Genomic DNA, 24,683 nt, shown 5'->3' on the forward strand with positions numbered 1-24,683 from the left:
GGGTCGTGGCCGCCGAGACACCGTCAGGCGTTGGCCCGCTTGTAGACGGCGCCGCCCTCGAAGCCGATCAGGAAGTAGTCGCGCACCAGCAGCCCGACGAGAGGATCGGCATCGGAGCGCTTGTAGTACATGTAGGGCACCCGGATCGCGCGGGCAACGTAGTGCTGCGCGTACTTGAATTCCCAATGGCCTGGGCTCTCGGCCAGCTCGGTGCCCTTGGGGTCGATGTAATAGGGCGGATCGCCCCCCGTGGTGACCAGCACGACCGTGAGCGGCGGATTGGCCCACGTGTTTTTCGGCGGCATGCCGGCCAGGTAGGGATTGGCAGCGAATATCAGCTGCCCCAGCTCCGTGGCCTCGGGCGGAATGTAGACCAGTGACGCCATGGCTTGCTCCTTGATTCGATTTGAGGTTGAGACAAAGGCGGAACTGGTCCGCGGCGGGGACTGGACTCTGCGCGCTCTGGATCGCCATGCGCGCGGCTGGCAAGTGGCACAGGGGCATTGGTTGTGCAATGGCTCTCCCGCGCTGCATCGACTGCCCCGAGCGATGCGGACCGGGGCGACGCATCGGGTCAGTCCAATGTCCCCAGGCGCTGCAACTCTGCCCGTGCGTCCGCTCGCAGGCTTGCATTGCGACCGGGTTCGACCAGCCCATTCGGAAACGATGTTGCGACCAACCAAGTCTTCGCCAATTCATTTCGCGCGTCAATGGCTTCGAAGAGGATGACAGCCTGCCGCAGATGTGCTGTGGCCGCGTCGCCGTCGATGGACTGCAGGCACTCGGCCAGCATCCGGTGGGTGACGCCGAGCAGGAATCGGTAGCCGAATTCGGCGCAGGTGGCATGCAGGCCCTGCAGCAGGGGCAGCGCCTGGTCGACGGCCCGCGAGCGCATCCAGCCTTCGGCCAGCCAGGTGGAGAACAGCGTCTGGGTGAAGCGCAGGTGGGCACGGTCGTACCAGGTCAGGGCGGCTTCCAGCTCGGCACGGCCCTCGTCCGGGCGGCCGGCCTTGATGAGGCCATAGCCGCGCACCGCGCGCAGTGCCGCGGCGTCGTACTGCACCGGTGCCAGCGCCTGGGCCTGCTCGCAGCATTGCAGCCCGGCCTGCCAATCGCCGCGCTGGATCTGGGTCGAGGCCAGTCGGATGAGCGCCGACGCCTTCAAGCGCAAGTCGTCCATCGCGATGCCGTGGGCCATCGCGCGATCGCAGTAGGTCAGCCCGCGCGACCACAGGCCCAGCGCGTTGGCGGCCGGGATCAGTTGCGACAGCGTCCGGCAGGCCCACCAGCGGTTGCCCTGGCGCTCGAAGACTTCCAGGGCGCGCTCGCCGATGTCCAGGGCCGGTTGCAGGTCGCCGGCGATCAGGTGCACCTGGGCCAGGCAGGCGTCGGACGAGGCCTGCAGGTCTTCGAGCGCGGCCTCGGACGCGATGGCCGACGCCTGCCCGCAGTGGTCGATCGAGGTGGCCGCGGGCCCGCCGGTGAAGCTGGTGAGGAACCCCATCCAGTAGTGCCAGGCCGCGCGGCGTGCCGGATCGTCGGTGCTGGCGATCTGCGGCCCGATCTGGCGCAGCGCCTCCAGCTGCGCCGCATGCTGGCCCAGGGCGAACCTGACCTCGGCCTGCCCGAGGACGACATCGATCGTGCGCGCCCGGTGGTCGGCCGATGCCGGCATGCCCGCCAGGCGCTGCTGGGCTAGTTCGAAGAAGGCCAGCGCTTCGGGATTGGCCCAGCGGCGCTGCGCCCGCCCGGCGGCGCGGACCGCATAGTCCACGGCCTTGTCGTCGAAGGCGCTGTGGCCGAACTGGTGGGCCAGCATCTCGGTGGCCTCGTCCAGGCGGTCGGCGTGCACCTGTTCCAGCGCCAGGCCCACCTGTCCATGGCAGGCGCGGCGCCGGCTGGCCAGCAGGCTGGCGTAGGCGACCTCGCGCGACAACCCGTGCTTGAACGCAAAGGTGGCGGCATCGGCCGGGGTGCGGCAATGGATGAACTCCAGCCGCGTCAACCGGTCGAGCTCGACGTCGATCGGCGTGGCCTCGTCCCACAGCCGGGCCAGCAGCGTGCTGGAGAACTCGCGCCCGATGACCGAGGCGATCTGCAGCAGGTGCTTCGCGGCATCGGGCAGCCGGTCCAGCCGGGCCGCCAGCACGCCGAGCAAGGTGTCCGGCACGCCGTCGGCGGCCTCGGGGCGCTCGCCGGCGGCGCGCGCCAGTTCCTCCAGGAACAGCGGGTTGCCCTCGGCCCGTTCGACGATGCCGGCGGCCGCTGCGGGCAGGGCCTCCGTGCCCGACAGGCTGACCAGCACGCCACGGGCGATCTCCAGGCCGAGACTCGGCGGCAGCGGCTGCAACTCGAACTGGCGGGCAAAGGGTGCCTGGGCCCAGGCCGGCGGGCTGCCGGGCCGGTAGGTGGCGATGAACAGCACCGCGGCGTCGGCCAGGCTGGCGACCATCGAGGCGATGAAGGCCTGCGAACTGCGGTCGGCCCAGTGCAGGTCTTCGATCAGCAGCACCAGGGGTTGCCGCCGGCTGGCCATCACCAGCAACTGCCGCAGCGTCTCGAAGGTGCGGGCCTGCTGGCCCTCGGGCGTCATGGTGGCGCGCGTGGACGGCTCTTGCGGCAGGCCCATCACGTGCAGCAGGTGCGGCGTGTCGGCGTCGGCGTCCATGCCGACGGCCCGCAGGGCCGCATGCACCTTGTCGCGCTGCACCTCGGGCACGTCGATGTCGGCGATGCGGCAGGCCGCGCGCAGGATGTCGAGGATCGGCAGGTACGGCATGCTGCGGCCGTGGGACAGGCATTGCCCTTCGAGGAAGGCGACCCCGCGCGGCTCGATGCGCTGCCGAAACTCCCACAGCAGGCGGGTCTTGCCCATGCCGGGTTCGCTGACGATGCCGATGGCCCGGCCCTGCCCCGACGCCGCCTGGTCGAGACTGTCCAGGAGCATCGCCAGCTCGTCCTCGCGGCCGACGAAGCGGCTGAGGCGCCGGCCGCTGAGCGCCTGGGTCGCGGCCGCGGCCGATCGCAGGCCGACCACCCGGTGCACTTCGAGCGGCAGGCTCTTGCCCTTGATCGGCAAGGGCCCCAGGCCGACGGTGTCGATCCAGGGTCCGGCCCGCTCCTGCGTGGCCTTGGCGATCAGCATCTCGCCCGGCACCGCCATCGACTGCAGCCGCGCCGCGACATGGGTGGTGTCGCCGACGGCGGTGTAGTCCATGCGCAGGTTGTCGCCGATCTTGCCGACCACCACCGTGCCGGTGTTGATGCCGATGCGCACCCGGAACGGCATTCCGGCGGCCTGCGCGGCGTCGGTGAACTCGCTCGCCAGCCTCTGGCGCACGCCCAGCCCGGCCAGGATCGCGTGCCGTTCATGGTGCTCGAGCGCCAACGGTGCGCCGAACAGGGCCATGAAGCCGTCGCCCAGGAACTGGTTGACGCTGCCCTCGTAGCGATGGACCTCGTCCAGTGCGATCTCGAAGTAGCGGTTCAGCAGTTCATGCATCCGCTCCTCGCCCAGCCGTTCGGCCAGGACCGTCGAATCGGCGATGTCGCAGAACAGCACGCTGACGCGCTTGCGTTCGCCTTCGAGCGCGCTGCGCGACGTGAGGATGCGCTGCACCAGGTGCGGCGGCGTGTAGCTCAGCGGCGACTCGAAGCGGTCGGCCGACTCGCCCGGCGCCGCGACCGGCGCACCGCAGGCGGCGCAGAAGCGGTGGCCCGGCCCGATGGACGATCTGCAGGCGGCACAGGCCAGGTTCATGGGGTCGCGTGTCCTCCCGAGTCAACGAAGCGGCGCTCCCGGTTGACTGCTGACGCCCCGACGATCCGCGAAAACCCCCAGCAGCGTCAAGCTGCATCTGCAGCTGGCCGCATCGACCGGCTCGGGCGAAGGCCCGGTCAGCCCATCCAGATCACCTTGCGCCGCGCAGCCACCCAGCCGTCGTAATGCGCGGCGTAGACCTCCTCGATGCGGTTGCGCTTGACCTTGAAGGTCGGCGTGATGAAGCCGTTGTCCACCGACCACGGCTCGGTGACGACGACCAGTGCATCGAGTTGTTCGTGCGGGTCGAGGCCGGTATTGACGGTCTTCAGGTGCTCGGCCAGCGAGGCTTCCAGCGCGCTGCGGCCGGCCGGGTCGCGCACACGCGCGATGGCCTCGACGTTGAGCATCACGATGCCCAGCGGCTGACCCAGGTTGGCGCCGGTGACGCAGCACGCCTCCACCGAGGTGTGCATCACCAGGCGGTCCTCGATGGGGGCAGGCGCCACGTACTTGCCCTTGCTGGTCTTGAACAGGTCTTTCACCCGGCCGGTGATCTTGAGGTTGCCCTCGGCATCGATCGTGCCCTTGTCGCCGGTGTGCAGCCAGCCGTCGGGCGTGAAGGCGTCCCGGGTGAGCTCGGGCTCCTTGTAGTAGCCGAGCATCAGGCCGGGGCTCTTCACCTGGATCTCGCCGTTGGCCGGGTCGATGCGCTGCTCGACACCGTCGTAGGGCTGGCCGACGGTGCCGGGCCGCTGCACGCCAGGCAGCGTGGCGTGCGAGACGCCGCAGTTCTCGGTCATGCCGTAGACCTCGACGATCGGCAGGCCGAGCCTGGCGTACCAGTCGAGCAGCTGCGGCGGCATCGGCGCGGCGCCACCGGCGGCGAACTGGCACTGGTCGAGGCCCAGCGCGCCGAGGATCTTCTTGCGCACCAGGCCGCGCACGATCGGGATCTTCAGCAGCCGGTCGAGCTTGGCCGGCGGCATCTTGGCCGACACACCCTGCTGGAACTTCACCCACAGCCGCGGCACCGAGAAGAAGGCGGTGGGCCGCGCGCGCTGCAGGTCCTGCGTGAAGGTCTCGAGGCTCTCGGCGAAGAACACCTGCATGCCCGAGGCCAGCAGCCCGTGCTCGACCAGCGCGCGCTCGGCCACGTGCGACAGCGGCAGGTAGCTCAGCATGCGCGTGTCGGCATTGACGGTGATGCGCTTCAGGCCCGACTCGATCGACCAGGCGAAGGTGGCGAAGCTGTGCATCACGCCCTTGGGCATGCCGGTGGTGCCCGAGGTGTACATGATGGTCGACATCTCGTCGCCGTCGCGCACCGGCGACTCGGTCATCGGCGATGTCTTGCCGACCAGGTCGTCCCACTTGGGGCAGCCGCAGGCCGGCGCCAGTGGCAGCGAGATGCAGCGCATCGTGGCCGGCACGCCGGCCTTCATGCCGTCCCAGCCGTCGAGCTTGCCGATGAACAGCAGCTTGGCCTCGCTGTGCTCGAGGATCTGGCGGATGGTGTCGGCGGCCAGCGTGGGGTACAGCGGCACCGACACGCCGCCGGCCATCCAGATGGCCCAGTCGGCCATCATCCACCAGGCGGTGTTCTTCGACATCAGCGCGACGCGGTCACCGGGCTGCAGGCCCAGGCCCTTCAGGTGCGCGGCCATGCGCCGCGTCTGGTCCATGGCCTGCGCCCAGGTGAAGGTCTTCACCGCTCCGCCGCCCATGGGCTGGGTGAAGATCACCCGGTCGGGGGCCGACTTCTCGAAGTGGTACAAGCGCTGCAGCGCCAGCTTCTCGGGGGCAATGGGGGTCTTCTGGGGCATGGTGCGGGCCTTTCGGGCGGCCGGGGGATCGGCCGTGCGCAAGGGTAGCCGCGACGGCGCGGCCAGCCCATCGGGCTTTCCTGCCCTCGGGTTGGTGTGGGGTGCCCACCCCAATCCCTGCGGCCACAGGCGCGGCCTGGCCGGGTCGGCCCGCGCGGGTGGCAGGCCGTCGACGCTGTCAGCGCCCGTGCGACGCGGCCTCGGCCAGCTGTTCTTCAAGCTTGCGGGCGGCGCGCAGCACCAGCGTGGTGTCCAGCGCCGCCTGCGGCGCGACCTCGGCCACGACGTCGTCGAGCGAATCGGAGTCCGACAGCATCGCCTGCACGATGACCGACAAGGCCAGCACCGCGCGGCGGGCGGGTGGGCCCACCAGCTGCAGCGTGGCCTGCGCGTCGACATGGTGGCGCACGCTGGCCACCGCCGCCGGCCCCAGCCCCCAGCTTTCGCACAGCGCCGCGCCCAGCTTGTCGTGGCTGACGCCGAAGCCGGTGGCCTCGATCTGGCACAGCTCGGCGTCGCTGTCGGACGCACGCAGCATGGCCGGGTAGTGCTCGGGCGCGTGGCGGTAGAGCACGGCCTTGCCGCACTCCTCGAACAAGCCGGCCGAGTGGGCGGCCCAGGCGTCCACGCCCAGCGTCTGGCCCAGCCGCCCCATCAGGAAGCCGCGCTGGCCGGCACGGTCCCAGATGGGCTCCAGGTCCGCCGCCGGCGGGAAGGCGGCGCGCAGGCCCATCTCGAAGGTGATGCCAGCCACCTCGCGCGTGCCCAGGTAGGTGACGGCCTGGTGCACGCTCTGCACCCGGCCGGACAGACCGTACAGCGACGAGTTCACCGCCTTCATCACCGCCGAGGCCAGCGCCATGTCGGACTCGATCAGCTCGCCCACCGCGTCGAGGTTCACCTCGTCGTCGGCCAGCAGCAGCGACAGACGCACCAGGGCATCCGGCTTGGCCGGGATGTCGATGTCGAGGGAGCGGAGTTCGGGATCGACGGGCATGGCGGCAGATTAGCCGGACGGGCCCGGGCCGGTGCCGCGAACAGCGCCGACATCGGCGGGCTGTTCCGGCCGCCACGCGTCGACACCCTCTCAGCGAAGGTAGCCGTCGTAGCCGGTCTTCAGGATCAGCGCGCTGACCACCACGACGAACATGCCGCGCACGAAACCCGAGCCGTGTCGCAGCGCCAGGCGGGTGCCGATCAGGCTGCCGGCCACGTTGGCCACCGCCAGCATCAGGCCGATCTCCCACCACACCTGGCCGGCGATCGAGAAGCGCACCAGTGCAGCACTGTTGGTGGCGGTGTTCAGCAGCTTGGCCGCCGCCGACGCGTGCAGGAAGTCGTAGCCCAGCACGCGCACGAACAGGAAGACCAAGAAGCTGCCGGTGCCGGGCCCGAAGAAGCCGTCGTAGACGCCGATGACCAGCCCGATCGCCGCCGCCGCCATCGCCTGGCGGCCGCCGCGCCAGCGCGGCGCGTGCTGGGACCCGAGGTCCTTACGCGTCAGCGTGTAGGCCAGCAGGCCGACCAGCACCAGCGGCAACGCGCGGCGCAGGTCGGTGGCGTCCACCCGCGACACCAGGCCGGCGCCCACCCAGGAGCCGGCCCCGGCCATCGCCACCGCCGGCAGCAGGGACCGCACGCTCAGCTGGATGCGCTTGAAGTACTGGGCGCACGACCAGGCGGTGCCCCAGACGGCGGCGGCCTTGTTGGTGCCGAACAGCGTGGCCGGTGCGGCACCCGGATAGGCACTGAACAGCGCCGGCACCAGCACCAGGCCACCGCCGCCCACCACCGCATCGACGAAACCGGCCAGGGCCGAGGCCGCCAGCACGGCGATCAGTTCGAGCATGGGCGGGAAGGGTGGCGCTGCGTCATCGGGGATCGGGAAAGAAAAAAGCGCCGGACCTGGTGGGTCCGGCGCCTGGCCGATTTGCCGTCGTTTCCTGCGCCAAGCGAGTGGCACTGTGGGGCACGCTGGGCATCGACTGCCTGGTGCCGCGTTGTCGTCTCCTCAGTCCCCCGGACGCTTTCGGATGTGACCAAAGCCACACCAATCGCGTCGAGTGCGCGGAATGTAGGCACCGGCGCCCGCGCCGTCAGCCCGGGTTAACCCGGAATTCGGCACCCCCGCCACGCCTCGACCCGGAGATCCATTGGGCGGCGCGCTCGGCGATCATCAGGGTCGGCGAATTGGTGTTGCCGCTGGTGATGGTGGGCATGATGCTGGCATCGGCGATGCGCAGGCCGGCCACGCCGCGCAGCCGCAACTCAGGGTCGACCACCGCCAGCGGATCGTCGGCACGGCCCATGCGGCAGGTGCCCACCGGGTGGAAGATGGTCGTGCCGATGTCGCCGGCCAGGCGCGCCAGGTCGTCGTCGCTCTGGAACTGCACACCCGGCTTCACCTCGCGCGGCCGGTACTTTGCCAGCGCGGCTTGCGCGGCGATGCGTCGCGTCAGCCGCAAGGAATCGGCGGCCACACGCCGGTCGTCATCGGTGGACAGGTAGTTGGCCATGATGGCCGGCGCGTCCTCGGGCCGCGGCGAGCGGATGCGCACATGGCCGCGCGAGCCCGGGTTGAGATTGCACACGCTGGCGGTGAAGGCGTTGAAGCGGTGCAGCGGCTCGCCGAAGGCGTCGAGCGACAGCGGCTGCACGTGGTATTCGACGTTGGCCCAGCGGTGCTCGGCCGACGAGCGCGTGAAGCAGCCCAGCTGCGACGGCGACATGCTCATCGGCCCGCTGCGCCTCAGCAGGTACTCCAGGCCGATGGCGGCCTTACCCCACAGCGAGTTGGCCTGGGTGTTGAGCGTCTTCACGCCCTCGACCTCGAACACCGCGCGGATCTGCAGGTGGTCCTGCAGGTTCTCGCCGACGCCGGGCAGCTCGTGCTGCACGGCGATGCCGTGCTGCTGCAGCAGCGGTGCCGGGCCGATGCCCGACAACTGCAGGATCTGCGGCGTGCCGATGGCGCCCGCGGCCATCACCACCTCGGCGGTGGCCTCGACGCGCACCAACTGCCCCTGCCGGCGCAGTTCGACGCCGCCGACGCGGGGGCCGGCCGGGCCGCGCTCGACCAGCACGCGGGTCACCTGTGCGCCGGTCCACACGGTGAGGTTGGGGCGCCGCTCCACCGGGCGCAGGAAGGCCTTGGTGGCATTCCAGCGCACGCCGCGCCGCTGGTTGACCTCGAAGTAGCCGACGCCCTCGTTGTCGCCGCGGTTGAAGTCGTCGGTGGCCGGGATGCCGGCCTGCTGCGCGGCCGCCGCAAAGGCGTCGAGCACCTCCCACGACAGGCGCTGCCGCTCGACGCGCCATTCACCACCGGCGCCGTGCGCGGCGGCGTGCGCCGCGTCGGCGGTGCCGCGCCAGTGGTCCTCGTGCTGGCGGAAGAAGGGCAGGCAGTCGTCCCAGCGCCACCGTGCATCGCCGCAGGCCTCGGCCCAGCCGTCGTAATCGCGCCGCTGGCCGCGCATGTAGATCATGCCGTTGATGCTGGAGCAGCCACCCAGCACCTTGCCGCGCGGGTAGCGCAGCTTGCGGCCGTTCAGGCCCGGGTCGGGCTCGGTGAAGTACAGCCAGTCGGTGCGCGGGTTGCCGATGCAGTAGAGGTAGCCCACCGGGATGTGGACCCACACGTAGTCATCGCTGCCGCCCGCTTCGAGCAGCAGCACGCGGCAGGCCGGGTCGGCGCTCAGGCGGTTGGCGAGCAGGCAACCGGCCGTGCCGGCGCCGACGATGACGATGTCGAAGGTGGCGTCCATGAAGTCACCGGTGTGCGCCGCCGGCCAGGGCCGGGAACAGCTTGGTCAATCCGTCGGCCAGCAGCTCGACGGCCATGGCCGCGAGGATCAGCCCCATCAGCCGCGTCATCACGTTGATGCCGGTGCGGCCCAGCACCTTGGCGATGCGGCCGCTGGCGGCGAACGCGGCGTAGGTGGCCAGGCCGATGACCACGCCGTAACCCACCAGCACCGCGTGCTCCATGAAGGTGCGCGTGCGCTCGGCATAGATCACCATCGTGGAGATGGTGGCCGGGCCGGTGAGCAGCGGGATGGTCAAGGGCACCACCGCCACGCTGTCGCCGGCGTCGGCCTTGGCCTGGCCTTCGTCGACATCGTCCTTGCCGCTCTCGGCCGGCTTGGCATTGAGCATGTGCAGCGACGACATCAGCAGCAGCATGCCGCCGCCGGCCTGGAACGACGCGATCGAGATGCCGAAGAAGGCAATGATCTGCGGGCCCGCGACCCCGCTGATGGCGATGACGCAGAACGCCGAGAACGAACTCACCCGCAAGGTGCGCAGCCGCTGCTCACGCGAGAGGCCCTGCGTGAAGGCCAGGAAGAACGGCACCGCACCCACCGGGTTGACGATGGCCAGCAAGGCGATCAAGGGCTTGAGCAGGTCCATGGGGGGCGTGTCGATCACGCGGCGGAGCGAGGCGACACAGGGCTCCGGCGGGCCTTGTGTTGTTCCCGTGTCACAACATCATCATACGTGCGGGTTAGTCCTTGCCGCTGCACAGTGGCCCCATTCGCAAATTTCCGCCCATAATGCCAAGGAGGGGTGCCATGGTCCCCCGGCCCGTGTCTGGAGACGGTGCCTTTAGCTTGAGTGGTTCACGCTGGGTAGAAGCTCCACATGGTTTTCTTTTCATAGCAAGGAGCTTCCCCTCATGGGAAACAAGCTTTACGTCGGCAACCTCGCCTACTCGGTGCGGGATGAATCCCTTCAGGCCGCGTTCTCTCAATTCGGCGCCGTCACCTCTGCCAAGGTGATGATGGACCGCGAAACCGGTCGTTCCAAGGGTTTCGGCTTTGTCGAGATGTCGTCGTCGGCCGAGGCCCAAGCGGCCATGAATGGCATGAACGGTCAGCCCCTCGAAGGGCGCGCGATCGTCGTCAACGAAGCTCGCCCGCGTGAAGAGCGCCCGGGCGGCTTCGGCGGCGGCGGCGGTGGTCGCAGCCCCTACGGCACCGGTCGCGGTCCCCGCGGCGGTGGCGGCGGCGGCTACGGCGGCGGCAGCCAAGGCTACTGATCGAATGGCATGACCGGCGCACGCGCCGGTCAGGGTGCCGGACCGACGGGCAGGCGGGCTGCAGCGATTGCCACGCCCTGCTCGAATTCTGGCCAGACCCATGCAAGGGCGCCCTCGGGCGCCCTTTGTCATGGTGCGCCGGGCCGCGCTGCCGGGCGGCGCGTCAGCGCCTGCCGCCGCGAAGGCCCGCGGCGGGTCCACCGGTCATTCGCTGCGGCGTCGCTTGCGGGCGCGGCCGGCCAGCAGCCGATCGAACAAGGGATTGGGCAATGCGCGCAGCAGCTTGGCCACCACGCCCATCTGCCATGGGATCACCCGATAACTGGTGCCGGCCTCGACGGTGCGGAAGGCCCGGTCCGCGAAGTCGTCGGCCGACATCAGGAAGGGCATGCCGTAGCGGTTGCCACGGGTCAGCGGCGTATCGATGTAGCCGGGCGAGATGGTCACCACCGCCACGCCATGCGGACGGCATTCGCCGCGCAGGCTTTCGCAGTAGCTGATGACCGCGGCCTTGCTGGCGCAGTAGGCGCCGTGCCCCGGCAGGCCGCGGATGCCGGCCACGCTGGCGATGCCCACGAGCCGGCCACTGCGGCGCTGGCACATCGGGGCGACGAAGGGCTGGAAGGTGGCCGCCAGGCCGATGTTGTTGGTCTCGTAGGTGGCGCGGATGACCTCGAGGTCGGCCGCGTCGGCGGTGTCCACGCCCACGCTGATGCCGGCATTGGCGATGACCGCGTCCGGCACACCCAGCCGCTGCAGACAGTCGCGACCGGCGGCGGTGATGGCCTCGGTGTCGCGCACGTCCGCCGAGAACACCACCACACGTTCGGCGTCCAGCCCCTGCTCGCGCGCCCACTGCTCGATCTCGTGGCCTCGCCGCGCCACCAGTGCCAGCCGCCAGCCGGCACGGTGGTAGCGCAGCGCCAGGGCCTGGCCGATGCCGCTGGAGGCCCCGGTGATGAAGGCGAGAGGGGCCTGGTTCATGGCGCAGCCTTCGAGGCGGGTGTTGCCGCGGGTGTGGGGGTTGCGGGAGCAGCCGGCGCCGGGTCGACACCGGCAGCGGCCGATGCCGATGTCGGCGGTCGCGCCGCCGTCGGCGGCAGTCGGCTGCGCACCGGGCCCTCCAGGCGCAGTTCACGCGCCAGGTGGTCGTAGTCGAGCCCACCCGCCCGCGTGACACCGCCGCCGCGGCGCACCTCCACCGGCTGGTGCGAGCGCAGGCGCTCGAAGCGCAAGAAGGCATGCAGGAACTCGCCGTCGATCTCGAGGGCGTCGCCGCCACCGAGATCGGCCACCACCCGGGCGCCGCCGATCAGCTGCACCTCGCTGACATCGCCGTTGGCCAGCGCCCGACGTGCGCTGGCGCGGGTGGTGCGGCCGTCCGGGGCGACGGCCTCGATGCGCACACCGTCGATTTCGAGCCGATCGGTGTCGGGGTAGTGGCGCAGTTCGTCGCCCTGGAGCCGCATCGCGAAGCGGCCATCGGGCGCGAAGCGAACGACGTTGAAGCCCTTCATGGTGTAGTCGGGGTCGTGGCGCACCGCCCGGGCCGCGGCGGGCGCGTCGAGCATGGGCGTGTGCTTGACCAGCCACCAGGTGCCGCTGGCCAGCAGCGCCATCAGCAGCAGCGGCAGGTAGGTCGACACCGCATCGCGCACCCGCAGACCCAGGGGCACCCGCACCGGGGCGGAGTCTCCGCCATGCACGACCGGGCCCAGCGTGACGGGCACCTCGGGCAGGTCGGGCAGGTGCAGTTCGGGCGGTGGCGAGGCGCTGGCGGTCATGCGTCGCGGCTGAGGCGTGCCATCGGGCGTCAGTGCGCATCGAGCGTGCGGCCCGACTGCAGGCCGTCGGCGGCCAGCAGATCGGCATAACGACCGCAGGCCATCAACAGCAAGTCGCAGAACTCGCGCGCGGCGCCGGCGCCGCCCGGTGCGGCCGTGACGTGGTCGGCCACGGCGCGCACCTCGGCGTGGGCATTGGGCGGTGCGCAGGCGAAGCCGGCGCGGGTGAGCAGCGGCAGGTCGGGCCAGTCGTCGCCGATGGCGGCCACGTCGGCCCAGTCGACGCCCGCAGCGGCCAGCACCTGCTCGGCCAGCGCGAGCTTGTCGGCGACGCCGAAGTGGGCCTGCCGGTCCAGGCCCAGGTCGGCCACGCGGCGCCGCACGGCAGCGGAATCGCGCCCCGTGATGATCACCGGTTCGATGCCGGCGCGCGCCAGCAGCTTCAGGCCATGCCCGTCGAGCGCGTGGAAGGCCTTGAACACCTCGCCCTGCTCGCCGATGAACAGCCGCCCGTCGGTGAGCACGCCGTCGACGTCGAACAGCGCCAGCTTCATGCCCAGGCCGCGACCCTGTGCGCGCAGCAACAGTTCGGGCGGAAAGCTCAGCGCCGGGGTGTCGGGCACTCAGACCACCTTGGCGCGCAGCAGGTGGCCGATGGTGAGCATGCCCACCAGCACTTGCTGCGCGTCGACCACCAGCACCGAGGTGATGCGGTGCGCCTCCATCAACTCGGCCGCGGCCACCGCCAGCGCGTCGTCGCGGATGGTGCGCGGGCCGGCGTGCATCACATCGCCGGCGATGAGCGCGCGCAGGTCGGCGCCGCGCTCGACCTGGCGGCGCAGGTCGCCGTCGGTGAAGATGCCCAGCACGCGGCGCTCGGCGTCGACGACCACGGCCGCGCCCAGGCCCTTGGCCGACATCTCGCGCATCATGTCGATGCAACTGGTGCCGGGCGCCACGCAGGGCAGCGCGTCGCCGGACACCATCAGGTCGCCCACGTGCACCAGCAGCTTGCGGCCCAGCGAGCCACCGGGGTGCGACCGGGCGAAATCCTCTTCGCGGAAGCCACGCGCATCGAGCAGCGCCACGGCCAGCGCATCGCCCAGCGCCATCTGCGCGGTGGTGCTGGCGGTGGGCGCCAGGTTGAGCGGGCAGGCCTCCTGGTCGACGGCCGACGACAGCACCATGTCGGCATGCGCGGCCAGCGTGGAATCGGCGCGGCCGGTCATGGCCACCAGGGTGACGCCCAGGCGCCGCATCGGCGGCAGGATGGCCGCGAGCTCGTCGCTTTCGCCGCTGTTGGAGATGGCCAGCACCACGTCGGCGGCGGTGACCATGCCCAGGTCGCCGTGGCTGGCCTCGGCCGGGTGCACGAAGAACGCCGGCGTGCCGGTGGAGGCCAGCGTGGCGGCGATCTTGCGGCCGACGTGGCCGCTCTTGCCCATGCCCATCACGACCACGCGGCCGCGGCAGGCCAGCATGGCCGACACCGCGCGGGGAAAGCCCTCGCCCTGCCTGGCGGCCAGACCCAGCAGCGCCCGGGCCTCGATCTCGAAGGTCTCTGCGGCCAGGCGCAGCGCGCGTTGCGGATCGAAAGGTCTGGGCATGAGGGATGCTTGATGTGCGACCCAGGCTCGCTGCCGAGGGTCGCTTACGATCACTCATTCTAGGTGCGGGCCCTTCGCCTGTTCTGCCGCCACCTGACCCCGCCGCACGCATGGCCACCACCCTCGAACTCGCGCTGCTGTACCTCATCGCCGCCGTGCTGGGCGTCGTGGCCTGCCGCATGTTGAAGCTGCCGCCGATGCTGGGCTACCTGGTCGTCGGCGTGCTCATCGGCCCGAACGCGCTGGCGCTGGCCCGCGACTCGGCGGGCGTCAAGTACCTGGCCGAGTTCGGCGTCGTGTTCCTGATGTTCGTCATCGGGCTGGAGTTCAACCTGCCCAAGCTGCGCAGTATGCGCACGCTGGTCTTCGGTCTGGGCATGTCGCAGGTGGTGCTGACCACGCTGGGCGCCGCCATGGGCAACGTGCTGCTGGCCATGGCCTTTGCCTGGGTGGGCGTGCAGTGGCAGCTCAACTGGCAGGGCGCGATCACGCTGGGCGCGGCCATGGCCATGTCGTCCACCGCCATCGTCGTCAAGCTGATGGCCGAGCGGCTGGAACTGGAGTCCGAGCACGGCAAGCGCGTGATGGGCGTCCTGCTGTTCCAGGATCTGGCCGTGGTGCCGCTGCTGGTGCTGATCCCGGCGCTGGGCGACAGCGGCGAGACCATGGCGCGCACGCTGGCCTTCGCCCTGCTGAAGGCGGTGGTGCTGCTGACCGTGCTGCTGGTGGGCGGCCAGCGCGTGATGCGCTGGTGGCTCACGCTGGTGGCGCGGCGCAAGAGCGAGGAGTTGTTCGTGCTGAACCTGCTGCTCGTCACGCTGGGCCTGGCCTGGCTGACCGAGCACGCCGGGCTGTCGCTGGCCCTGGGCGCCTTCGTCGCCGGCATGTTGATCGCCGAGACCGAGTTCAAGCACCAGGTCGAGACCGACATCCGACCTTTCCACGACGTGCTGCTGGGCCTGTTCTTCATCACCATCGGCATGAAGCTCGACTGGCGGCCGGTGATCGACCAGTGGGGTCTGGTGCTGTTGCTGACCTGCGGCCCGGTGCTGGCCAAGGCGGTGCTGGTGGCCCTGCTGGCGCGGCTGTTCCATGCCACGCCGGGCGTGGCCATCCGCACCGGTCTGTACCTGGCGCAGGCCGGCGAGTTCGGCTTCGTGCTGTTGACGCTGGGCGCCGAGCAAGGCCTGGTGGCGCAGCAGTGGATGAGCCCGGTGCTGGCCAGCATGGTGTTGTCGATGCTGGCCACGCCCTTCATCGTGATGGCCAGCAGCCAGGTCGTGATGCGGCTGTCGTCGAGCGAGTGGATGCTGCAATCGCTGCAGCTGACCACCATCGCCAAGAAGTCGATCAAGACCGAAGCGCACGTCATCATCGCCGGCTACGGCCGAAGCGGCCAGAACCTGGCCCGGCTGCTGTCGCAGGAAGGCATCCCCTACATGGCGCTCGACCTGGACCCCGATCGTGTTCGCCGCGCCGCCGCGGCCGGCCAGAGCGTGGTCTTCGGCGACGCGGCGCGGCTGCCCAGCCTGATGGCCGCCGGCCTGGCGCGCGCCAGCGCCGTGGTGGTGAGCTACCCCGACACGCCGTCGGCCCTGAAGATCCTGCACCTGGTGCGCGAGCACGCGCCGGCCGTGCCGGTGATCGTGCGCACCATCGACGACAGCGACCTCGAGAGGCTGCGCGACGCCGGTGCCACCGAGGTGGTGCCCGAGGCCATCGAGGGCTCGCTGATGCTGGCCGCCCAGGCCCTGGTGCTGGTGGGCGTGCCGATGCGCCGCGTGGTGCGCATCACCCGCGATGCGCGCGATGCCCGCTACAGCCTGCTGCGTGGCTACTTCCACGGCGCCGACGACGACACGGTCGAGGAACTGCAGCATGCGCGGCTGGCCAGCGTGTCGCTGCCCACGGCCGCGGCCTGCATCGGACGGCCACTGATCGACCAGGCGCTGCACGCCATCGGCGTGCAGGTGGTGTCGGTGCGTCAGGCCGGCGGGCGTGTGGTCGAAGCCAACGATTCGCTGATCCTGTCCGGTGGCGACACGCTGGTGCTGTCGGGCCTGCCCGAGGCGTTGTCGCTGGCCGAGGCCAAGCTGCTGAGGGGATGACGACGACATGACGATCGACACCACCACACGGGTCCGCCGCTGCTGGCTGGTGGCCCTGGCCGCCACCGCCGCGGCCGGCCCATGGTGCGTGCCACGCGCGGCGCCCACCGGTACGCGGCCCACGCACCCCGCACTGAAACGCCTGGGCGTCGACCTGTCGCGCCACGGCGTGGTGGTGATGCTGCGCCACGCCCGCACCGAGCCGGGCGTCGGCGATCCACCCGGCTATTCGCTGGCCGACTGCCGCAGCCAGCGCCAGCTCAGCGCCGACGGGCGCGCGCAGTCGCAGCGCATCGGCCCGGCGCTGGCCGCCCAGGGCCTGGTGCCCACGCAGGTGCGGTCCAGCCGCTGGTGCCGCTGCCTGGACACCGCCACGCTGGCCTTCGGCCAAGCCACGCCTTGGCAGGCGCTCGACTCGTTCTTCGACGCCCGCGAGCGCGAGCCGGCCCAGTCGGCCGAGCTTCGCCAGGCGCTGGTGGCGCAGCCCGCCGGCGAGGTGGCGGTGTGGGTGACGCACATGGTCAACATCGCCGCGCTCAGCGGCGAATCGCTGGGCCTGGGCGAGGCCGTGCTGCTGCGCGGCGAACGCGACGTCGACGGCCGCCCACGCGTCATCACCCTCGGCCGAGTGGCCACCGACACCCAAACTGCAAAATGAGCGACCACCCCATCGAGATGCCGGCGCACGCGCTGCACGCCGACTACATCAAGCGCCACATCCGCACCGTGCCCGACTGGCCGGCGCCGGGCGTGCAGTTCCGCGACATCACGCCACTGCTGTCCAACCCGCGTGTGTTCCGCGTGCTGATCGACGAGTTCGTGCACCGCTACTTCGACGTGCGGCCCGACTGCATCGCGGGCCTGGACGCGCGCGGCTTCATCATCGGCGCGGTGGTGGCCTACGAGCTCAACGTCGGCTTCGTGCCCATCCGCAAGAAGGGCAAGCTGCCCTACACCACGGTGGAGGAAAGCTACGAGCTCGAGTACGGTTCGGCCACGGTGGAGATGCACACCGACGCGGTGAAGGCCGGCGACCGCGTGGTGCTGATTGACGACCTCATCGCCACCGGCGGCACGATGATGGCGGGCAAGCGCCTGCTCGAGAAGCTGGGCGCCACCGTGATCGAGGGCGCGGCCATCGTCGACCTGCCCGAGCTGGGCGGCTCGGCCCGGCTGCGCGAGTCGGGGCTGCCGCTGTTCACGCTGGTGGATTTCGAGGGGCACTGAGCCCTGGCCTGGGACGTCAGGCCGCGAGCGCCTCGGGCCGGACGGCATGGGTGGCCGCCGGCCGCGCCAGCGAGCCGAACAGGTCCTTCGGGTCGGCCGCATCGGGCACCAGCGAGAGCCGATCGCCGAGGCCCAGGTGTCGCGCGGCCTCTTCCAGGAAGCACAGCGCCGAGTGGTCCTCAAGCGCGAAGCCGACCGAGTCGAACACCGTCACCTGCGTGTCGCTGGTGCGCCCGGGCCGCCGGCCGGCCAGCACCTGCCAGAACTCGGTCACCGCAAAATCGGTCGGCATCTGCTGGATGTCGCCCTCGATGCGGGTCTGCGGCTCGTACTCGACGAACACCGAGGCGGCCTGCAGCACGTCGGCAGACAACTCGGTCTTGCCCGGGCAATCGCCGCCGACGGCGTTGAGGTGCATGCCGGGCTCGACCATGTCGGCCGTGACGATGGTGACCAGCGCCTTGTCGGCGGTGACGGTGGTGACGATGTCGGCGCCGCGCACGGCCTCGGCCGTGCTGCCGCAGACCACGAGGCGCAGGCCCTGGCCATGCAGGTTGCGCAACAGCTTGGCGGTGGCGCGCGGATCGGTGTCGAAGACGCGCAGCGTGTCGATGCCCAGCAACTCGCGGAAGGCCAGGGCCTGGAACTCGCTCTGCGCGCCGTTGCCGATCAGCGCCATCGTGCGGCTGCCCGGGCGCGCCAGCACGCGGGCGGCCAGCGCCGACATCGCCGCGGTGCGGATGGCGGTGGCCAGCGTCAGCGAGGCCAGCAGCCGCGGCGCGCCGGTGGCCACGTCGGCCAGCACGCCGAAGGCCATCACGGTGGCCAGGCCCGACTGCGTGTTCTTCGGGTGGCCGTTGACGTACTTGAAGGCGTAGAGCGACTCGTCCGACACCGGCATCAGTTCGATCACGCCGTCGGGCGAGTGGCTCGCCACGCGGGCCGTCTTGTCGAAATCGGTCCAGCGGCCGAAGTCGTGCTCCAGGCGTTGCGCGACACCGTGCAGGCAGGCCGGCAGGCCGAGGCGGTCGACGAGGCGGGCGACGTCGGCCGCGCTCAGGTACAGGGTAGACAGGTCTTGGGCGGTGGGCAAGGGGTCTCCGAATCAACTGCGTGGCGGCGATGGAGCCCAGTGTCCCCAGGGCTCACGGCAGAACGAAGCCAGCAGGTTGCCGCACAGTGCTGCATTGGCTGTCGCAATGGCAGCCTGCGTTGCCGCTTTGCACGAACACGAGGTTTGTCGGCGCGGCGGGGAGTCAAGTCGATTGGGGCCGGTGGCGTCCCACGTCGACGCGTCGCCGACGTTCGAGGCCGACAGCCGACCTCCTCCTCACCGGCGAGGGCACAGGGTCTCGGGCCGACCGCAACCCGGCTTCACGCCACACATCGACCTGGCGTTGACGCGGCTCAGTGGGCCTTGCATTCGCAAGGACTAAGGTCAAAGTGCTCAGGGTTCCGCCCGAGCCAGCTCTCGAAGGGACGCATCATGGTCAGGTTCTCAAAGCTCGCCGCGGCAGCCGTCGCAGCATTGACGGTGTCGGCCGCCCACGCCACCTTCGTCATCGAACAGTTCAACGTGCTGCAGTCGGTCACGGTCGGTGCCGGTGCCATCGGCGGCAACACAGTCGGCGATGGCACGACCTCGTGCTGGTACATGGTCGGCTGCTACCGCGACATCGTGATCGACAACTCGGCGGCCGGTCACGCCACCACCGCCTCGGTGCAGTACAACGCGACCACGCCGACCATCGGCCCCAACTACGAGTTCACGGCCCATGTGGCTGCGGGCGACTCGGTGACCTTCATCATCACCTGGGATGGCGACACCGTCAGCGGCAACTTCGGCGCTGTGGAAGGCGGCATCCCCGTCACGTATTTCCCAAGCTTCCAGCCCTACATCTATTCGAACAGCGGCCAGACGGGACACACCAAGGTCACGCTGACGATGAAGGACATGGACGGCAATCTGCTGTCGGCTGAGTTCTCGGACTTCACTGCCGGCGGCTATCGTCCCGACGGATACGCGGCCCCTTCATTGCACATTCCCTGGACGACCATCGACTACGACAACTGGGAATTGCCGCTCGGCAAAGCGCTCGCCATCCAGGCGGTCGTGACCATCGATGCGACCACCCAGCCGGTCGACTTCGCGATGCGCCGACTGAAGGCACCCGAACCATCCTCGATGGCGCTGACCGGTCTGGCATTGCTGGGAATGGCCGCCGTGCGCCGCCGCAGGCACCGCGGCAGCGCTTGAGCGATCGACCGGCGTTGACGCGGCGCAGTGGCACGGCGCTCGCACGGGTTGAGGTTCTATTGCTCTGGACGGCGTCAGGGCCAGCTCTCGAAAGGAAAAGTCATGGTCAGGTTCACCAAACTCGTCTTGGCAGCCTTCGCGGCTTTGGGCGTGTCGGCCGCCCAAGCCAACATCGTGATCGACGATTTCAACGTGCTGCAGCACGTCTCCGTCGAGGCCGGTGCCGTGGGCGGCCAGACGGTCGGCAATGGCACAACCTCGTGTTGGTACATCACGGCGTGCTATCGCGACATCGTGATCGACAACTCGGGGGCGAGTCACGTCACAACGGCCTCGGTCGTCTACAACCCGCACACGCCGATCATCGGCCCGAACTATGAGTTCACGGCCCATGTTGCCGCTGGCGACATCGTCCGATTCATCCTCACCTGGGACGGCGACACCGAAAGCGGCAACTTCGGTTCTGTAAGCCCCGACGGGGACCAACACATCGGGGGCTCGCCGTGGATGCAATACTGGTCCTACTTCTACTCGAACAGCGGCCAGTTGGGAAACCCGATGGTCTCGTTGACGTTGAAAGACATCAACGGCAGGATCGAGCAGGTCGATTTCTCGACCTTCGATGGCAGTGGATATGTCGCCGACGGATATGCCGCGGCATTCCTCCCGTATTACCGCCTCGGACAGCCGTACGACCCTTCGATTTTCGACAATGACCATCTCGGAGCGATCCAGGTGGTCGTGACCGTTGATGCGAGCACGCAGCCGATCGACTTCGCCATGCGCAGATTCCACGCGCCCGAGCCGACGTCGATGGCGCTGGCCGGCATGGCCCTGCTGGGCCTGGCCGCCGTGCGGCGCCGAGAGCGCCAACCAACCGGCCGGCCGATTCAGCGCGGCTGCCGCCCCGTCACCGGGTAGATCGGGTCGGTGAAGGCGTAGGTCGACGCGTGGCCAGCAGGCACCAGAGCGCTGACGATGCGTTCGTCCTCGGCGGTGAAATCGACCGCCAGTGCGCCGAGGTAATCCTGCCACTGCGCCAGCGTGCGCGGGCCACCGATGGCGCCCGTGACCAGCCGGTTGTTCAACACCCACGCGGTGGCCAGTTGCCCCGGCGTGAGGCCGCGCGACTGCGCGTGGGCCTTGAACGTCTGCGCCAGCGCCAGCGATTCGGGCCGCCATTCGGTCTGCATCAGGCGCTTGTCGGCGCGGGCAGCGCGCGTGCCGGCCTCGGGCGCTGCATCGGGCGCGTATTTGCCGGACAGCACGCCGCGGGCCAGCGGGCTGTAGCAGATGGCGCCCAGGCCATAGTGGGCGCAGGCCGGCAGCAACTCGGTCTCGATGCCGCGGGTCATCGCGTTGTAGGGCGGCTGGCAGGCGATCGGCGGCGGCACGCCCAGGCGCCGCGCGCAGTCGACGATGCGCGCCACGCGCCAGGCGCGGAAGTTGGACACGCCCCAGTACAGGATCTTGCCCTGGGCGATGAAGCGGCCGATCGCCTGCACGGTTTCTTCCACCGGCGTGGTCTCGTCGTCGCGGTGCAGGTACCAGAGGTCGATCCAGTCGGTGCCCAGGCGCTGCAGGCTGGCGTCCAGCGCGTGGCCGAGCCACCGGCGCGACAGGCCGCGGTCGTTGGGCTCGCTGCCCATCGGGTTGGCCACCTTGCTGGCCAGCACCCAGCGCGAGCGGTCGGCGGCGATCAGGCGGCCGACGATGCGCTCAGACTCGCCGTTGGCATAGGCGTCGGCCGTGTCGATGGCGTTGAGGCCGGCCTCGCGGGTGGCGGCCACGATGCGCGCCGACTCGGCCTCGTCGGTCTGGTCGCCGAACATCATCGCGCCCAGCCACAGCGGCGAGGCCTTCAGGCCGCTGGCGCCCACCGGGCGGGCGTCGGTGCCGAGGATCGTCATGGCGCCGGCGTCGGCACGTTGAACACCTGGCGCAGGTAGGCCAGGAAGGTCTGGTCGTCGCAAAGGATCTTGCCCGGGCTGTCGGACAGCTTGGCCACCGGCTGGCCGTTACACTGAGTGAGCTTCATCACGATGTGCAGCGTGTGCAGGCCGACGTCGTTGGTCAGGTGGGTGCCGATGCCGAAGCCCATCTGGGTGCGGTCGGCAAAGTGGTTGTACAGCGCGAAGGCCTTGTGCAGGTCGAGCCCGTCGCTGAACACCAGGCGCTTGGTGTTGGCGTCGATGCGCAGCTTGGCATAGTGCGCCAGGGCCTTCTCGCCCCACACGAAAGGGTCGCCCGAATCGTGGCGCAGGCCATCGAAGAGCTTGGCGAAGTACAGGTCGAAGTCGGCCAGGAAGGCGTCCATGCCCACCACGTCGGTGAGCGCCACGCCCAGGTCGCCGCGGTACTCCTGCACCCAGGCCTCGAGCGCGGCCTTCTGGAAATCGCGCAGCCGCACGCCCAGCGCCTGGTAGGTCTGCATGAACTCGTGCGCCATGGTGCCGATGGGCACCAGGTTGAGGTCGCGCGCCAGCAGCACGCACGACGTGCCCTTGAAGTACTCGGGCACCTCGCGCGCCAGCGTGGCCACCACCTCGCGGTGCCATTCGGCCGAGAAGCGCCGGCGCACGCCGAAGTCAAACAGCTCGAAGGGATGGCGGCGCGCCGGCCCGCGGCCGAACTCGCGCAACATCTCTACCTTCGCGGCCAGGCGCCTGCGCCCTTCCGCCAGCGCCGTGGCCTGGTCGAAGCGGCGGAAGTACAGCTCGTTGACGATGGCCAGCACGTGGATCTCGAAGGCCATCACGTGCACCTGCGGTCCGCGGGCGACGATCTCGAGCGTGCCGGCGTTGTCGCGCACGGTGATGAAATCGCGCTGGAACTGGAAGATGCGCAGGAAGTCGACGAAGTCGCTCTTGATGAAGCGAAGGCCGCCCAGATAGGCCAGTTCGTCGTGCGTGAAGCGCAGGCTGCAGAGGTGGTCGAGTTGCTCGTTGACCTCGGCGATCAGGTGCGTCAGCGGGTAGTCGCGCGCGTTGCGGCAGATGAAGACGTACTCTGCCTGCGTCTGCGGGTGCCGATGCAGCATGGCCTGCCACATCGTGAACTTGTAGAGGTCAGTCTCCAGCAGGCTGTGCAGCACGGGTTGCATGGTGGCGATGTCGAGAACGAGGGCTGCCCGAGGGACCGATGGCCCAGTATAGGATCGCCCACCATGCGCAGTACCCCGGGGCTTCGGCGCCGCACATGCCTGGCCGCAGGCGTGGCGGCATGGGCCGTGTCGGCGCCCTCGGCGGGGCAGGATGGCTGCGGCCACGACGCCCTGTGCCGCCTGCTCGCCGCGGCCGGCAGCGACGGCAGCAACACCCATGGTGTGGTGGTGGAACGCGCCGGCCGCACGCTGGCCGAGGCCTACTTCACCGGTCGCGACAGGCCCGGTGGCGCCTGGTTCGAACGCGAGGTGAGTTTCGGGCCCGACACACCGCACGATCTGCGCTCAATCAGCAAGAGCATCACGGGCCTGCTGGCGGGCATCGCGCACGGCCGCGGCCTGCTCGGCGGGCTGGACAAGCCGGTGTTCGACTTCTTCCCCGAGCACGCCGACCTGGCCACGCCCGAGCGCCGCGCCATCACGCTGGCGCACCTTCTGGACATGACCACCGGGTGGGCATGGGACGAGTGGAACGTGCCCTATGGCCAACTGGCCAACAGCGAGACCCGCATGGCGCTGGCGCTGAACCGCGACCGCCACCTGCTGGACCTGCCGCTGGCCCACCCGCCCGGCAGCACCTGGACCTACTGTGGCGGCGCCACGGCGCTGCTGGGCGAGATCGTCGAGCGGGTGACCGGCCAGACCCTGCTGGCCCTGGCCCAGCAGACCATGTTCGAACCGATGGGCATCGGCAACGTCACCTGGCGCACCGGCTGGCGCGACAAGCACCTGGCCTTCTCGGGCCTGCGCCTGACCCCTCGCGCCCTGGCCAGCGTCGGCCGCCTGATGCTCGACGGCGGACGCTGGAAGGGCCAGCCGCTGGTGCCGGCCGACTGGGTGGCCGATGCGCTGATACCGCGCATGCCCGCCGCCGACGGCTTCTTCTACGGCCGCCAGTGGTGGCACGGACGCTTCCAGCACGGCTCCGGGTCGGGCATCGACTGGATCGCCGGCTTCGGCAACGGGGGTCAGCGCCTGTTCGTGGTGCCGTCGCTGGACCTGGTGGTGGCCATCACCGCCGGCCGCTACAACCAGCCGGCCAGCGGCCGCGCGTCGAATGCGCTGTTCCGCGCGGTGGTCGACGCGGTGCGGGGCTGACGGCCGCGGCGGCGCGTCCGGCCATCACAGGGTGAAGTCGTAGTCGATCGTCAGCGGTGCATGGTCGCTGAAGCGCTGCGCCAGGTAGATGTGTTCGGCCTTGGCCTGGGCCGCCAGCGCCGGCGTGGCCAGGTGGTAGTCGAGCCGCCAGCCCACGTTCTTGGCCCAGGCCTGGCCCCGGTTGCTCCACCAGGTGTATTGCTCGGCGTGGGGGTTGAGCCTGCGGAACACGTCCACCAGGCCGGCCTCGTCGAGCAGGCGGGTCATCCAGTTGCGTTCCTCGGGCAGGAAGCCCGAGTTCTTCTGGTTGCTCTTCCAGTTCTTGAGGTCGATCTCCTTGTGCGCGATGTTGACGTCGCCCACCAGGATGAACTCGCGCTCTTCCTTCAGGCGCAGCAGGCGCGGGTAGATCGTGTCGAGGAAGACGAACTTGGCCTGCTGGCGGTCCTCACTGGACGACCCGCTGGGAAAGTAGCAGCTGATGATGCTGAGCTTGCGCCGGGCGTTGTCGAAGCGCGCCTCGACATAGCGGCCCTCGGCGTCGAAATCGGCGTCGCCCAGGCCGACGATCACGTCGCTGGGCGTCTTGCGGGTGTACAGGCCCACGCCCGAGTAGCCCTTCTTGTCGGCGAAGTGGAAATGCCCGCCCATGCCGGCCACGGTGTCGAAGCGGCCGGCCACGTCGGCCGCCTGGGCCTTGATCTCCTGCACCCCCATACAATCGGCGCCCACCTTGTCCGCCCATTCGACGAAGCCCTTGCTGGCCGCCGAGCGGATGCCGTTCAAGTTGAGTGTGACGAGCCTGAAAGCCAAGG

At 70.0% G+C, this 24,683-nt stretch carries 22 protein-coding genes; 7 read left to right on the forward strand and 15 right to left on the reverse strand.

All coding sequences use genetic code 11. The features are described 5' to 3' along the window. Positions 1 to 23: 23 nt before the first annotated feature. From EOINJALH_RS13620 to EOINJALH_RS13650, 7 genes are all read right to left on the reverse strand, one after another. Positions 24 to 386 carry a hypothetical protein gene (locus EOINJALH_RS13620; RefSeq protein WP_088280905.1) on the reverse strand — a complete coding sequence of 121 codons (363 nt, stop codon included), beginning with the start codon at positions 384 to 386 and terminating at the stop codon, positions 24 to 26. A gap of 188 nt (positions 387 to 574) precedes the next feature. Further along, positions 575 to 3,760 carry an AAA family ATPase gene (locus EOINJALH_RS13625; protein ID WP_088280906.1) on the reverse strand — a complete coding sequence of 1,062 codons (3,186 nt, stop codon included), beginning with the start codon at positions 3,758 to 3,760 and terminating at the stop codon, positions 575 to 577. 137 nt (positions 3,761 to 3,897) lie between these two features. Further along, entirely contained in the window at positions 3,898 to 5,586 is a 1,689-nt protein-coding gene (locus EOINJALH_RS13630; protein WP_088280907.1) for an AMP-binding protein, read from the reverse strand. 178 nt (positions 5,587 to 5,764) lie between these two features. Then, positions 5,765 to 6,583, reverse strand: coding sequence for an HDOD domain-containing protein (locus tag EOINJALH_RS13635; RefSeq protein WP_088280908.1), 819 nt, complete (start codon positions 6,581 to 6,583; stop codon positions 5,765 to 5,767). Between the two features lie 90 nt (positions 6,584 to 6,673). Further along, the gene (locus EOINJALH_RS13640) at positions 6,674 to 7,435 is read right to left on the reverse strand and encodes a TSUP family transporter (protein WP_088280909.1); all 762 of its coding nucleotides are present in this window, start codon (positions 7,433 to 7,435) and stop codon (positions 6,674 to 6,676) included. A gap of 247 nt (positions 7,436 to 7,682) precedes the next feature. Further along, positions 7,683 to 9,350, reverse strand: a complete 1,668-nt coding sequence (locus EOINJALH_RS13645; RefSeq protein ID WP_088280910.1) for a GMC family oxidoreductase — start codon at positions 9,348 to 9,350, stop codon at positions 7,683 to 7,685. A gap of 4 nt (positions 9,351 to 9,354) precedes the next feature. After that, positions 9,355 to 9,996: a MarC family protein gene (locus tag EOINJALH_RS13650; protein ID WP_088280911.1), complete on the reverse strand. Its 642-nt coding sequence runs from the start codon at positions 9,994 to 9,996 to the stop codon at positions 9,355 to 9,357. A 265-nt stretch (positions 9,997 to 10,261) separates the two neighbouring features. Here EOINJALH_RS13650 and EOINJALH_RS13655 point away from each other — a divergent pair, with 265 nt between their 5' ends. Further along, positions 10,262 to 10,624, forward strand: coding sequence for an RNA-binding protein (locus tag EOINJALH_RS13655; protein ID WP_088280912.1), 363 nt, complete (start codon positions 10,262 to 10,264; stop codon positions 10,622 to 10,624). A 204-nt stretch (positions 10,625 to 10,828) separates the two neighbouring features. On the opposite strand, the gene EOINJALH_RS13660 is transcribed toward EOINJALH_RS13655, so the two are convergent. The 4 genes from EOINJALH_RS13660 to EOINJALH_RS13675 form a co-directional block, all read right to left on the reverse strand. Further along, complete coding sequence (locus tag EOINJALH_RS13660) at positions 10,829 to 11,608, reverse strand: SDR family oxidoreductase (protein WP_088280913.1); 780 nt, start codon at positions 11,606 to 11,608, stop codon at positions 10,829 to 10,831. Then, positions 11,605 to 12,408 carry an LPS export ABC transporter periplasmic protein LptC gene (gene lptC / locus EOINJALH_RS13665; RefSeq protein ID WP_199873373.1) on the reverse strand — a complete coding sequence of 268 codons (804 nt, stop codon included), beginning with the start codon at positions 12,406 to 12,408 and terminating at the stop codon, positions 11,605 to 11,607. The genes EOINJALH_RS13660 and lptC overlap by 4 nt, the downstream gene beginning before the upstream one ends. Before the next feature lie 29 nt (positions 12,409 to 12,437). After that, positions 12,438 to 12,962, reverse strand: coding sequence for an HAD family hydrolase (locus EOINJALH_RS13670; RefSeq protein WP_088280941.1), 525 nt, complete (start codon positions 12,960 to 12,962; stop codon positions 12,438 to 12,440). Between the two features lie 69 nt (positions 12,963 to 13,031). Continuing rightward, positions 13,032 to 14,015 (reverse strand): SIS domain-containing protein, encoded by a 984-nt coding sequence (locus EOINJALH_RS13675; protein WP_088280914.1) that lies wholly within the window; start codon positions 14,013 to 14,015, stop codon positions 13,032 to 13,034. A gap of 110 nt (positions 14,016 to 14,125) precedes the next feature. On the opposite strand from EOINJALH_RS13675, the gene EOINJALH_RS13680 reads away from it, so the two are divergent. From EOINJALH_RS13680 to EOINJALH_RS13690, 3 genes are read left to right on the forward strand one after another with little or no spacing between them, the layout of a single operon-like run. Further along, the gene (locus tag EOINJALH_RS13680) at positions 14,126 to 16,123 is read left to right on the forward strand and encodes a cation:proton antiporter (RefSeq protein ID WP_088280915.1); all 1,998 of its coding nucleotides are present in this window, start codon (positions 14,126 to 14,128) and stop codon (positions 16,121 to 16,123) included. A gap of 7 nt (positions 16,124 to 16,130) precedes the next feature. Beyond that, a complete protein-coding gene (locus EOINJALH_RS13685) occupies positions 16,131 to 16,781 on the forward strand; it encodes a histidine phosphatase family protein (protein ID WP_088280916.1) in 651 nt (216 codons plus the stop codon). A 17-nt stretch (positions 16,782 to 16,798) separates the two neighbouring features. After that, positions 16,799 to 17,350, forward strand: coding sequence for an adenine phosphoribosyltransferase (locus EOINJALH_RS13690; protein WP_088280942.1), 552 nt, complete (start codon positions 16,799 to 16,801; stop codon positions 17,348 to 17,350). A 16-nt stretch (positions 17,351 to 17,366) separates the two neighbouring features. Here the strand turns inward: EOINJALH_RS13690 and EOINJALH_RS13695 are convergent, their stop codons facing one another. Next, the gene (locus EOINJALH_RS13695; protein WP_088280917.1) at positions 17,367 to 18,443 is read right to left on the reverse strand and encodes an ornithine cyclodeaminase; all 1,077 of its coding nucleotides are present in this window, start codon (positions 18,441 to 18,443) and stop codon (positions 17,367 to 17,369) included. A 441-nt stretch (positions 18,444 to 18,884) separates the two neighbouring features. Between EOINJALH_RS13695 and EOINJALH_RS13700 the strand changes: the two genes are divergently transcribed. Next, positions 18,885 to 19,607, forward strand: a complete 723-nt coding sequence (locus tag EOINJALH_RS13700) for a PEP-CTERM sorting domain-containing protein (RefSeq protein WP_158219762.1) — start codon at positions 18,885 to 18,887, stop codon at positions 19,605 to 19,607. Positions 19,608 to 19,709: 102 nt separating this feature from the next. Continuing rightward, a complete protein-coding gene (locus EOINJALH_RS13705) occupies positions 19,710 to 20,528 on the forward strand; it encodes a PEP-CTERM sorting domain-containing protein (protein ID WP_088280919.1) in 819 nt (272 codons plus the stop codon). On the opposite strand, the gene EOINJALH_RS13710 is transcribed toward EOINJALH_RS13705, so the two are convergent. Together EOINJALH_RS13710 and pncB are read right to left on the reverse strand one after the other, a co-directional pair. Then, entirely contained in the window at positions 20,498 to 21,517 is a 1,020-nt protein-coding gene (locus EOINJALH_RS13710; RefSeq protein WP_088280920.1) for an aldo/keto reductase, read from the reverse strand. The genes EOINJALH_RS13705 and EOINJALH_RS13710 overlap by 31 nt on opposite strands. Next, positions 21,514 to 22,710: a nicotinate phosphoribosyltransferase gene (gene pncB / locus EOINJALH_RS13715; protein WP_088280921.1), complete on the reverse strand. Its 1,197-nt coding sequence runs from the start codon at positions 22,708 to 22,710 to the stop codon at positions 21,514 to 21,516. The genes EOINJALH_RS13710 and pncB overlap by 4 nt, the downstream gene beginning before the upstream one ends. 63 nt (positions 22,711 to 22,773) lie before the next feature. On the opposite strand from pncB, the gene EOINJALH_RS13720 reads away from it, so the two are divergent. Further along, complete coding sequence (locus EOINJALH_RS13720; protein ID WP_158219763.1) at positions 22,774 to 23,868, forward strand: serine hydrolase; 1,095 nt, start codon at positions 22,774 to 22,776, stop codon at positions 23,866 to 23,868. 24 nt (positions 23,869 to 23,892) lie between these two features. On the opposite strand, the gene EOINJALH_RS13725 is transcribed toward EOINJALH_RS13720, so the two are convergent. Continuing rightward, positions 23,893 to 24,681, reverse strand: a complete 789-nt coding sequence (locus EOINJALH_RS13725; RefSeq protein WP_088280922.1) for an exodeoxyribonuclease III — start codon at positions 24,679 to 24,681, stop codon at positions 23,893 to 23,895. Between the last annotated feature and the right edge of the window lie 2 nt (positions 24,682 to 24,683).

The sequence above is a fragment of the Ideonella sp. A 288 genome, assembly GCF_002198735.1.
Classification (GTDB): Bacteria; Pseudomonadota; Gammaproteobacteria; order Burkholderiales; family Burkholderiaceae_C; genus Pseudaquabacterium.

What these genes read in the sequence shown, in the direction of transcription:
- EOINJALH_RS13620 (WP_088280905.1), bottom strand. Translation starts at nt 386, where the DNA reads ATGGCGTCACTGGTCTACATTCCGCCCGAGGCCACGGAGCTGGGGCAG.
- EOINJALH_RS13625 (WP_088280906.1), bottom strand. Translation starts at nt 3,760, where the DNA reads ATGAACCTGGCCTGTGCCGCCTGCAGATCGTCCATCGGGCCGGGCCAC.
- EOINJALH_RS13630 (WP_088280907.1), bottom strand. Translation starts at nt 5,586, where the DNA reads ATGCCCCAGAAGACCCCCATTGCCCCCGAGAAGCTGGCGCTGCAGCGC.
- EOINJALH_RS13635 (WP_088280908.1), bottom strand. Translation starts at nt 6,583, where the DNA reads ATGCCCGTCGATCCCGAACTCCGCTCCCTCGACATCGACATCCCGGCC.
- EOINJALH_RS13640 (WP_088280909.1), bottom strand. Translation starts at nt 7,435, where the DNA reads ATGCTCGAACTGATCGCCGTGCTGGCGGCCTCGGCCCTGGCCGGTTTC.
- EOINJALH_RS13645 (WP_088280910.1), bottom strand. Translation starts at nt 9,350, where the DNA reads ATGGACGCCACCTTCGACATCGTCATCGTCGGCGCCGGCACGGCCGGT.
- EOINJALH_RS13650 (WP_088280911.1), bottom strand. Translation starts at nt 9,996, where the DNA reads ATGGACCTGCTCAAGCCCTTGATCGCCTTGCTGGCCATCGTCAACCCG.
- EOINJALH_RS13655 (WP_088280912.1), top strand. Translation starts at nt 10,262, where the DNA reads ATGGGAAACAAGCTTTACGTCGGCAACCTCGCCTACTCGGTGCGGGAT.
- EOINJALH_RS13660 (WP_088280913.1), bottom strand. Translation starts at nt 11,608, where the DNA reads ATGAACCAGGCCCCTCTCGCCTTCATCACCGGGGCCTCCAGCGGCATC.
- lptC (WP_199873373.1), bottom strand. Translation starts at nt 12,408, where the DNA reads ATGACCGCCAGCGCCTCGCCACCGCCCGAACTGCACCTGCCCGACCTG.
- EOINJALH_RS13670 (WP_088280941.1), bottom strand. Translation starts at nt 12,962, where the DNA reads ATGAAGCTGGCGCTGTTCGACGTCGACGGCGTGCTCACCGACGGGCGG.
- EOINJALH_RS13675 (WP_088280914.1), bottom strand. Translation starts at nt 14,015, where the DNA reads ATGCCCAGACCTTTCGATCCGCAACGCGCGCTGCGCCTGGCCGCAGAG.
- EOINJALH_RS13680 (WP_088280915.1), top strand. Translation starts at nt 14,126, where the DNA reads ATGGCCACCACCCTCGAACTCGCGCTGCTGTACCTCATCGCCGCCGTG.
- EOINJALH_RS13685 (WP_088280916.1), top strand. Translation starts at nt 16,131, where the DNA reads ATGACGATCGACACCACCACACGGGTCCGCCGCTGCTGGCTGGTGGCC.
- EOINJALH_RS13690 (WP_088280942.1), top strand. Translation starts at nt 16,799, where the DNA reads ATGCCGGCGCACGCGCTGCACGCCGACTACATCAAGCGCCACATCCGC.
- EOINJALH_RS13705 (WP_088280919.1), top strand. Translation starts at nt 19,710, where the DNA reads ATGGTCAGGTTCACCAAACTCGTCTTGGCAGCCTTCGCGGCTTTGGGC.
- EOINJALH_RS13710 (WP_088280920.1), bottom strand. Translation starts at nt 21,517, where the DNA reads ATGACGATCCTCGGCACCGACGCCCGCCCGGTGGGCGCCAGCGGCCTG.
- pncB (WP_088280921.1), bottom strand. Translation starts at nt 22,710, where the DNA reads ATGCAACCCGTGCTGCACAGCCTGCTGGAGACTGACCTCTACAAGTTC.
- EOINJALH_RS13720 (WP_158219763.1), top strand. Translation starts at nt 22,774, where the DNA reads ATGCGCAGTACCCCGGGGCTTCGGCGCCGCACATGCCTGGCCGCAGGC.